Here is an 8688-nt window from a genome sequence, read left to right on the forward strand (position 1 = left end):
CCAACTACATTAATGATCGAAATGCGTTCGATTTCATATCCGCGCACCAACGCCCCAGCGATCGCAACTCCGTCATGACGGCCGCTTGGACGCGCTGCACGTTCCCGACATTGATGTCGAGCTCGCTTGAGTGAACGGTCTTGCCGCTGTTTATTGATCGCGCCACCTGGTTCAGGTTGACGCCGATCGCGCGCATGTCCTCCAGCAACAGCGCCATGACGAGCCGATCATCCTTAGTCAGGATTGGTCGTACGCCGGCGCCTTCGAGGATTAGCGACCGGAAAAATCCCGAAACCGTCATGTCGGCCGCTTTGGCGGCCTTTTCGATCGCCGCATATTCGTCCGCGCTGACGCGCGCATGCACCATCCGACCCTTCCGGTCCGGCTCGAGCCGGACCTCGAATTTCGCGTCGTCCATTGGCCTTGGGCCCCTCTCTCTGGCGCTTGCGGCAGGCATCGAGGGCTTGTTCCTCGATAGTCGCGAAAAATGTCGCACATTTTTCCGTATCCTGCCACCGTCAACAGGCGTGAAATTCAAACTCAACCGAAGAAACTTTCGAGCAGACACAAAATCTCGCTCGCCCTAATCGAAACGACCGGCGGGGTCTCCGTCCCTGCCCATTCAAACGCTAAAACGCTCTCCAGGGTTCACCTCCAGGACCGCTTTGTCGCCCTTTGTGTGCCCCTCGTACTCGCCCGCAAGGGACGCTCCGCTCTTCGCCCTGGCGGACTGCGTGCGAGCGTCACAGACGGCCTTCGCGCGGCTCCGGGGTTCACCACAAAAGAAGCGGGAAGGCCTGCTGCGGCGCTGGCGGCCTCTTTGGCCAAACGAGGGAAAATTGCGTCGACTGGCGAGGGCTCCAGGGTTTTCTCGACGCCAGCGCGCGGTCGATCCAATTTCACACGACTTGTTCACACGGTGTGTTCACATGCCTCGACGTTACGATGTGGAAGCAAGATGTGATTGAAGTATCACACGCTAGGGTAGTGAGGCTTAATCGCATCGTGTAAAAACGCCATGCGAAACCAACCACTCGTGCATTCACTTCGTTTGGAAAGGCTGTTGCCCAGGAGAGGCATTCGGCTTTGGGGGACAGCAAAGGAGGATTCAGACATGCCTCGAAGAATTTGCGCGATCAGCGGCAAAGGCGGCGCCGGCAAGACGACGGCCATTATCCTCGTTGCCGGCGAGTACGCTATTCAGGGAAAGAAGGTTCTTCTGATCGACGCCGATCCGCGCCAGAACCTCGCCGAATGGTGGAAGCGATGTGAGGCCAAGGACAATCTTCCGGCCAACATCGAGCTGCACAGCGCGGCAACCCAGCGGAGCATTGAAACCGTGCTGGCCGAACAAGACTGCGTCTATGACGTAATCCTGATGGACTCACCCGGCGTCGACAGCGTCATCCGCGATACGATCATCCGCAACTCCGACCTGGTGCTGACGCCAATTCAGCCGAACCAGGATGAAATCAAGGCGGCCGGCGAAGCCGCCACCATCACGGCGGATATTGGCGACAAGGAGGGGCGCACGATTCCCCACGTGAACGTGGTGACGCGCATCGCCCTTCCGGGCCGCGTTCTAGAGGCTTACAGGCTGATCCGTCCGTTCATCGCCAATCTTCGCGACAACGGCTATGAATCGACGTTGATGGATACCGAGCTCACCGAAAGAAATTGCTACCGCGAAATCCGCAACGGCCTCGGCACCTTGCAGATGCTCGAGCTGACCGACCCGGTCATGAAGGGTCGCGCGGAGGTCGCGGCGTTTGTGACCGAGCTGGATCGCCATCTCGCGACAAACCGGGAATAGGTGGGAAATGTCTAAACCAGGCAAACTGTCCGTCTCTGACTTTCCGATCGCCCCGCGACGGCCGAAGCCAGCCACATCCAAAGCCGCAATGAAGCCAGCCTCTGTGTCGGAAGAGGCAGAGGCGCGAACGGCTGCGCGGGAACCAACAGCGCCGCCGGTTTCAGAAGCGGATGCAACAAGAGAGCGTCCGCGGCGCGGTCTGCCGAACCCGAGCGGTGACGATCGCAAGAGCAAGGCGATCGAACGTGCTCTGGCTCAGGAGGAGGGACGCTATCGCCTGCGCGACCTGAAGCGGGCGCAGGCGCGGGAAGCCAAGCACTACGTCAATTACCCGCTGGACTACGATACGAAGATGCGACTGCAAAAAGCTGCCTTCGACAATGACATCAAGATGACGGTGATCATAAAGGCGGCCATCGACCAGTTTCTCCGAGACAACGGCTATTGACCCGTGAGCGGTCGCAGCTTCCTGGTCGGGATGACGATCGGTATCCTTATTGGCATCTATGCCGCACCGTGGGTCGGTCGCCAAGTCTTCGACTTGGGTGAAGGCTCAAATGTCGCTTCCCCATTGAACGGGCTTACGGAATCCGCTTCCGATGCGGCCATCCGGCCATCTGACGAAACCGCCAAAGGCGAGCTGTTTCGCTTATCCAATTGGGACATCTCAATGCACGGGGCTGGATCGACGGTTGCCGTGAAGCGATGTATTAGTCTTGGCAAAGATTCTATCGCGTGCGAACTCCTGGCGCATCTGGGGTGGGTCGATGGGGAAAAACTTGTCGAAGCTGTGTTCGAGGGAGAGCCGGGAAACTGGCGAATGGTTGCAGCCAGGACGCCCTGATTTTCTCTCAGTGGGGCGTTCCTGTCCCCGGGCTACCTCAAGGGCGTCATGAATGCAGGCTTCCGCTGGAAAGAACCATGCAAGGCGAGCGCAGCACGGCCCTGATGGCCGCTTATTGCGAGCAGCTGAAAGCGCTGTCCTCACTCCCTGCTTCTGGAATATCGCTGTGCGAGACAGTGCCGGGGCGTACTTGGGGCAATCCCGTTTTCAAATGTTTGATTGAGATCGTCGCCCTGTCCGCGACTGGAAAGGGCAAGAAGGGAGAGGACGTGCATAAGGATATGGACGCCTATAAAAACAAAATGGAATTGGTTGAGACGACCGATCCCGAGATCGACAAGCCTGTATTCCGCCGCCCGGGGTTCGAAGGCATTAAAACCCTCGGCGAGATCGATGAAAGAATTGCCGCCTTCATCCGCAAGGCGCGCGAGGACAGGGACCTGACCCGCGCGGAGCTTGCTCCCTTGCTTGGCCTTTCGATGCAGGTTTATGGCCGCTATGAGCGCGCATTCTCAAAAATGCACGTCACCCGCATGATCCACCTTTGCGAAATCCTCGGGTTCATGCCGATGGAAATGCTGTTCAGCGCTGCCCCGCATCTATGGGGCCGCACCCCGGAGGAAGCTCGCGACACTATGGAACTCGCCCAACAGGTCGTGTCTCTGCCGCACGGCACGAAGCGCGACCTGCTGGCCCTGGTCAAGAAAATGGTTGCGCTCGAACGGGCGGCAGACGGAGCAACTACGGAAACGCAAAAGGACGGCGATCGACGTCAGCCACACAGCTGACGAAGTTTCGATGACTTCGGTCGGTTCAATCGCACTGCCAGATATTGAATTGCGCAGTGGACCTGCCGGCCACGGGCCACGGGAACGGCCAAGGAGCACCGCGTTCCAGACGTTTCGCAAATCTCGCAGATCGACCAAATGTAGACCTTTGCCTCACTCTTTCGCCACTACGGTGTCGTAGAGGCCGTAATGGGTCAGCCCTTGGTGACTTTCAATGCCAGTATAGCGGAGTGAGGCATCCTCATAGCGGCGGAAGGCGAAGACAGCCTCATTCATCCGCTCGGTATTGAACACCTTCAGGCGTACCAGGAGGTGAAAGTCCGCCACCGTCAAGCCGGTGACGGCGAGGAACAGGTCCGGCTCCAGCTTAGTGATTACGTCCTGAAGTGTATTCTCGCGGAAATCCGTGAGATACATGAAGGCCGGGATCCGCGTTGCAAACTTGATCAGCTTTTCCTGAACGAGCTTTCGCTTGGATTTGTATTCCTTCTCCTCCTCGCTCAACTCCTTCTTCTCGTTCGGCGTCAGCTCGCCGTCCTTCGCCTTGTTCTTGAGTTCCTTAACCTTGTCGCTCTTGTTGATGATCGTCTCGATGATGTTGTCGCCCAGCGCCCGCCAGCCCTCGATGCGTTCGACCGCGGCCATCGCCTCGGGATTATCGAGGACGCGGCGCAACGTGTCATTGTCTACGTTCACGAGCAGCGCGGATTCCCATTTGCGGGCGAGCAGCGTCGCTGAGGTGCCGGCCATCGCCATGTCGAGGATGCCGCCTGCGTCGATCTGCGTCATGTTGGCACCGTCATAGGCCAGAACCGGCAGGAACGAGACTAGCTCCCGCACGGCATTCTCGGGATTCGGCTCGCCCGGCGAGAGGCCGATGCCATACTCCGACAATTGCCGCAGGGCGCGCGTCGGCGCGAAATCGAACACGAAACAAACCGGCTTCAACACTTCTTCTTCGTGGGGATTGTCGCCATTGGGATTCTTGATCGACCACGGCGACTGCACCCGGAATGCGGCCTGGAAATAGGTTTCGGGCGATTTGAGATTGCGCAGCATCAGGATCGACGACCACTGCGCCACCGTCACACCTGTAGTGAGCTTGCCGCAGGACAGCGTAATGGTCTTTGTGTCGAAGCCACTGCCGACCGCCTGCCGAACAGGCGGCAGCGCATCGAGGCCGATCCCAGCCGAGGTGCCCGCCGCCACGACAACCCTATAATCATGCCAGAAGGTGTTTTGCCGCTCCGCAAGCAGGTTCGCCATCGCATGACAGGCGGCGACGTTGGGCAGAAACCAGAACGAGTGTTGGAGGTAAGGAAGCAGCCGCATGTCCGAATAGGGAAATGGCGGCCGTGTGCCCGATTTCAGGCTCTCCACAGTTTGCGGCGTATAACCGCCCCGGATGATGTCGAGCCATTTTTGCACGTCGGTTTTGTGCTTGAACGCAGCCGCGTTGCCCGTGCCGGTGGCGGTGGCGGTAAAAAAGGTGTTCAGATCAAACTCGTCAAACTCCCCTGCGCTGGCGATCGCCAGCAGCTCGTCCGGCATCTGGTAGGTCAGCAAACGCATCTGCGGCAGCGCACCGTATGGGTTACGCTTGCCCGGATTCTGGGCGGCGAAATCCTGCTTGGTGCGCTGCTCGTCGGTATAGGTCCAGTTGAATATCTGTTCCTCGATGGGGGATGTCACATTAACTCAGTAAAGAGCTTTTTCCATCGCGCCGCGCCGATTCTTGACGCCCTAACCCTTTGATTTCTTTTGCCCGAAACTTTTCCGCTTGACGAGTAGATAGTAGTATTTCTCGTTAATGTGACATCCCCCGTGCCGCGCTTCCTCTGGAACGCGAAAATGCGCTTCGGCAAAACATTCACCACCTACCAGCTCGCCAAAAAGCTGGGCGCGAAGCGGGTGCTGGTGGTGACTTTCAAACCCGCCGTGGAAGACGCATGGCAGACCGACCTTGAATCGCACGTCGATTTTGACAGCTGGCAGTATCTCTCTCGCAATTCCGGGCGCGACCCTAGGCAAATCGACGGCGATAAGCCGGTGGTCTATTTCGGCTCGTTCCAGGACCTTCTCGGACGCGACAAGGCGGGGAACATCAAGGCCAGGAACGAATGGCTCCACGCGATCAACTGGGACCTTGTGGTGTTCGATGAGTACCACTTCGGCGCATGGCGGGAGACGGCGAAGGAGCTTTTCGAGGGCGAGGATGCTGCGGTCGCCAAGGAGGAAACCAGTTCGGAATATACCGCTGATCTGGAAGTTGTGAACGAAGACCTTGGCGTGCTTTCGGAGAGCGAGGCGGAGTTCCTGCCCATCACCACGCGCGCTTATCTCTATCTCTCCGGCACCCCCTTCAAGGCGCTGGCGACTGGCGAGTTCATCGAGGGGGGATGTCACATTAACGAGAAATACTACTATCTACTCGTCAAGCGGAAAAGTTTCGGGCAAAAGAAATCAAAGGGTTAGGGCGTCAAGAATCGGCGCGGCGCGATGGAAAAAGCTCTTTACTGAGTTAATGTGACATCCCCGCCGTGATTATTCGATCATGTTCGCGCCTCGTGCCGCATGGGGCAGTTCCGCGATCGTCACGATTTGTGGGCGCCAGTCCCCGCCGGAAAATTGATCGGCGTGGAGTGCTGCTGGGGCGGCTTTGCCTCACCCATTATTTCGTATGCTTGGACGGTGACGACGCCGAATTGCACCACTGGGTGCCCTGACCGAGCTGTTGGTCCGGCCGGTCGAGTTGCGCAACCGGCGCGTCGTGCCTACTCGGCGGCCGAGGCGCACCAGGCCAAGCATGCCCTGCCCTTCCTCGACGTGCTGTTTCAGGTCACGGAATCGGCCTTGTCGGCATAAAAAACGCCGCTTGTTGGCGGCGTTTCTCTACGATTTTTCGGCCTTTAGGCCGTGGCGTGACGGAAGGTGATATGCCCGGGGCCACTGTCTTGCGGCAGCGGCCGGGATACGATTTCCACTTCCTGTCCCAATGCGGCCAGGAAGTTCATCAGGCGTTCCACCGAGTATTCGCGGAAGTGCCCTTTGAACAGGCGGGACACTTCCGGCTGGCTCACGCCCATGGCTTCGCCAGCCTTCGCTTGGGTCAGTTTTTGCTCCCGTACCAGCCGGTAGACTTCAGCCACGATTTGCGCCTTCAGGAAGTGATTTTCAGCATCCGGTAGGCCCAGCTCGGCAAAGATGTTGGGATTGCCAACATGCACCTCAGCATTGCTCGCTTTCATCGCTTGCGCTCCTCATTTTTCCTCGCTGAATAATCGGCTTCCGCATCGCGGTAGCGGCGCTTAATCAGCTCAATATCGCTCTGTGGGGTTTGGATGCCGCGCTTCGACTTCTTCTTGAAGCAATGCAGCACATAAACGGCCGTTTCAAAGCGAACGGTATAAACGGCCCGGTAGGTGTCACTGTCGAAATCCTCGACCAGTTCCACTATACCATTGCCAATGCCCTTCAGCATCTTCGCAGATGGCGGGTGTTGCCCGGTTTGTGCCAGGAACAGCTCAAAGCCCATGGCTTCCTGCACTTTCGGCGGAAAGTCGCCATAGTCCTTACGGCTCGAAGCTATCCAGAGCAGCGGGCGACTAGGGCGGGGCAATGTGACCATCTCCCCATATTATGAGTATGTACTCATGCTTTTGTCAACACCCATCTGACACGTCGCAACCGGACGCGCCAAACATGCCGCGCAAGGCAAACGAAAGATCGTCCAACCGCTCACAAAAGCCATGCGAGACAAGCTCAAGCGGGCAGGATGGCGAAGTAGATACAGGCTCAGAAAGCAAATCGTGGAGCCGGTGTTCGGACAGATCAAACAGGCAAGAGGGTTCAGGCAGTTCCTGTTGCGGGGCATCGAAAAAGTCGAAGCGGAATGGGCGCTGATCTGCACCGCGCACAATCTAACCAAGCTCGCCCGCCCCGCCTGAGTGGGCTATCATTCGTCAAACAGCCCACTCCCAGAGCTATCTGGACGGGCTCCTAGCGCCTGAGAGCTTGGGAATGGCGTTTCCTCATAGCTGGCGCCGTCGGCGGCTCGATGCCGTCAAGGCGTCCTCGGCCGGAGACGCCGGAGCCTATGCGGCTTCCAGCTCGGTCTCGGCTTCTTCTTCCTCCCCTTCGCCCTCCGGAGCCTTCATCCGTACGCCGCAGTCGCCGCAGATCAGCGGCGCTGCGGGCTTGGCCCAGGCATTGAGGCCGCAATCCGGGCAAGTGTAGCGGGATTTGCTGGCGTTCTTGGCCTTGCGCTTGGCCCGCCCCGCCCCTTCGGCCCACAGCTCGACATAGAGCGCGTCGAAGCCGCTCGCCTCGAGCTCGACGAAGGCGACGCGATAGGCGCCGCCGTCGGCGATGTAGTGGCTGACCCTCTGGCCGGTCTGCTTGCCGCCGGGCTGGCCGGTGTCGGAGGGAACGAGGCCGATTTCCTTCATTTTTGTGGCCCATTCGGCGTTGTGGTAGCCGCCGCGCGAGACCTTGCCGAAATGGTGCTGCCACAGATGCACCATTTCGTGGACGAGGGTGGACAGGCTCTGCTCGGTGCTGCGCTCGTGGAAATGCGACGGGTTGAGCGCGATTTCGTCGGTGACGACCGCGCCGTCCTTGGAGCCGAAGCGGCCCCCGGCGAAGTAGCCGTGGGCCTTGGCCTTGCGTTGCATGGTGATCAGGCAGGGCGGCAAGGTGCCGCCAAACAGGCGCTCGTTGAAGAACCCGTAGGCCCGGTTGAGGCCCTCATAGGTCGTGGTGGTGGGATTGATGGCGGACATGGTGTCCTCGCTGTTGTTTCGTACGATACAATTGTCAGGCCAAAGAACAAGCCCGGTGCCGGTAGCACCGGGCCTGTCATTCACTCGGCGGCGGCAGGCAGCGCCGCGATGGTCTGGGTGGCCTGTTCGTGGGTGGGCTGTTCGCGCCCACGCAACGGCAGCGGCAGCCAGTCCTTGGGCGCGCGTTCCACCGATCTGGCGGCGGTTTCGCTGCAACCGGCCTCGCGCAGCACGTCCGCGATATCGGCCTTGGACAGGCGCGACAGGAACGGCGCTTCGGGCGTCCACCATTGCTTCATGTCGAGCCCGACGGCTTCGGCAACCTGCCCGGCCTGCGCCAGCCTGCTCTTGCTGGCGTCGTAGCGGGCCGCCACGGCGTTAAGGTTCGCCGCCGTCACCACCGCCAAGCCCAACTTGAACAGTTGGACGTGAACGGATAGCGAACACTGTCCGTTAAGCCAT

The 8688-nt window shown here is 59.3% G+C and carries 10 protein-coding genes and 2 pseudogenes; 6 read left to right on the forward strand and 6 right to left on the reverse strand.

The genetic code is table 11. The annotated features are described in order from the left end of the window. Nucleotides 1–4: 4 nt before the first annotated feature. Nucleotides 5–418, reverse strand: coding sequence for a MobC family plasmid mobilization relaxosome protein (locus QQK95_RS20985; RefSeq protein ID WP_284276256.1), 414 nt, complete (start codon nt 416–418; stop codon nt 5–7). Between the two features lie 696 nt (nt 419–1114). Here QQK95_RS20985 and QQK95_RS20990 point away from each other — a divergent pair. The 4 genes from QQK95_RS20990 (at nt 1115) to QQK95_RS21005 (ending at nt 3445) form a co-directional block, all read left to right on the forward strand. Next, complete coding sequence (locus QQK95_RS20990) at nt 1115–1813, forward strand: ParA family protein (protein ID WP_284276258.1); 699 nt, start codon at nt 1115–1117, stop codon at nt 1811–1813. 7 nt (nt 1814–1820) lie between these two features. Further along, nucleotides 1821–2261: a hypothetical protein gene (locus QQK95_RS20995; protein WP_284276260.1), complete on the forward strand. Its 441-nt coding sequence runs from the start codon at nt 1821–1823 to the stop codon at nt 2259–2261. Nucleotides 2262–2264: 3 nt separating this feature from the next. Beyond that, on the forward strand, nt 2265–2657 hold the full coding sequence (locus QQK95_RS21000) for a hypothetical protein (protein ID WP_284276262.1): 393 nt from the start codon (nt 2265–2267) through the stop codon (nt 2655–2657). A gap of 281 nt (nt 2658–2938) precedes the next feature. Beyond that, entirely contained in the window at nt 2939–3445 is a 507-nt protein-coding gene (locus tag QQK95_RS21005) for a helix-turn-helix transcriptional regulator (RefSeq protein ID WP_284276272.1), read from the forward strand. Nucleotides 3446–3598: 153 nt separating this feature from the next. On the opposite strand, the gene QQK95_RS21010 is transcribed toward QQK95_RS21005, so the two are convergent. Further along, a complete protein-coding gene (locus QQK95_RS21010) occupies nt 3599–5137 on the reverse strand; it encodes a DEAD/DEAH box helicase (protein ID WP_284276264.1) in 1539 nt (512 codons plus the stop codon). Between the two features lie 159 nt (nt 5138–5296). Here QQK95_RS21010 and QQK95_RS21015 point away from each other — a divergent pair, with 159 nt between their 5' ends. Beyond that, nucleotides 5297–5920 (forward strand): DEAD/DEAH box helicase family protein, encoded by a 624-nt coding sequence (locus tag QQK95_RS21015; protein WP_284276266.1) that lies wholly within the window; start codon nt 5297–5299, stop codon nt 5918–5920. Nucleotides 5921–6354: 434 nt separating this feature from the next. Here QQK95_RS21015 and QQK95_RS21020 read toward each other — a convergent pair whose 3' ends face one another. Both QQK95_RS21020 and QQK95_RS21025 read right to left on the reverse strand, forming a co-directional pair. Next, entirely contained in the window at nt 6355–6693 is a 339-nt protein-coding gene (locus QQK95_RS21020) for a helix-turn-helix domain-containing protein (RefSeq protein WP_038645006.1), read from the reverse strand. Then, complete coding sequence (locus tag QQK95_RS21025; protein WP_038645004.1) at nt 6690–7073, reverse strand: type II toxin-antitoxin system RelE/ParE family toxin; 384 nt, start codon at nt 7071–7073, stop codon at nt 6690–6692. Before QQK95_RS21025 ends, QQK95_RS21020 begins: the two co-directional genes overlap by 4 nt. A 49-nt stretch (nt 7074–7122) precedes the next feature. Here QQK95_RS21025 and QQK95_RS21030 point away from each other — a divergent pair. Beyond that, nucleotides 7123–7392 (forward strand): annotated as a pseudogene (locus QQK95_RS21030) (transposase); the annotation flags it as partial. 147 nt (nt 7393–7539) lie between these two features. Here QQK95_RS21030 and QQK95_RS21035 read toward each other — a convergent pair. Together QQK95_RS21035 and QQK95_RS21040 are read right to left on the reverse strand one after the other, a co-directional pair. Then, on the reverse strand, nt 7540–8226 hold the full coding sequence (locus QQK95_RS21035; RefSeq protein WP_051726744.1) for a SprT-like domain-containing protein: 687 nt from the start codon (nt 8224–8226) through the stop codon (nt 7540–7542). 80 nt (nt 8227–8306) lie between these two features. Beyond that, nucleotides 8307–8688: pseudogene (locus QQK95_RS21040) on the reverse strand (hypothetical protein); the annotation flags it as partial.

This window comes from Mesorhizobium huakuii, assembly GCF_030160235.1.
In the GTDB taxonomy this organism is placed as follows: Bacteria; Pseudomonadota; Alphaproteobacteria; order Rhizobiales; family Rhizobiaceae; genus Mesorhizobium; species Mesorhizobium huakuii.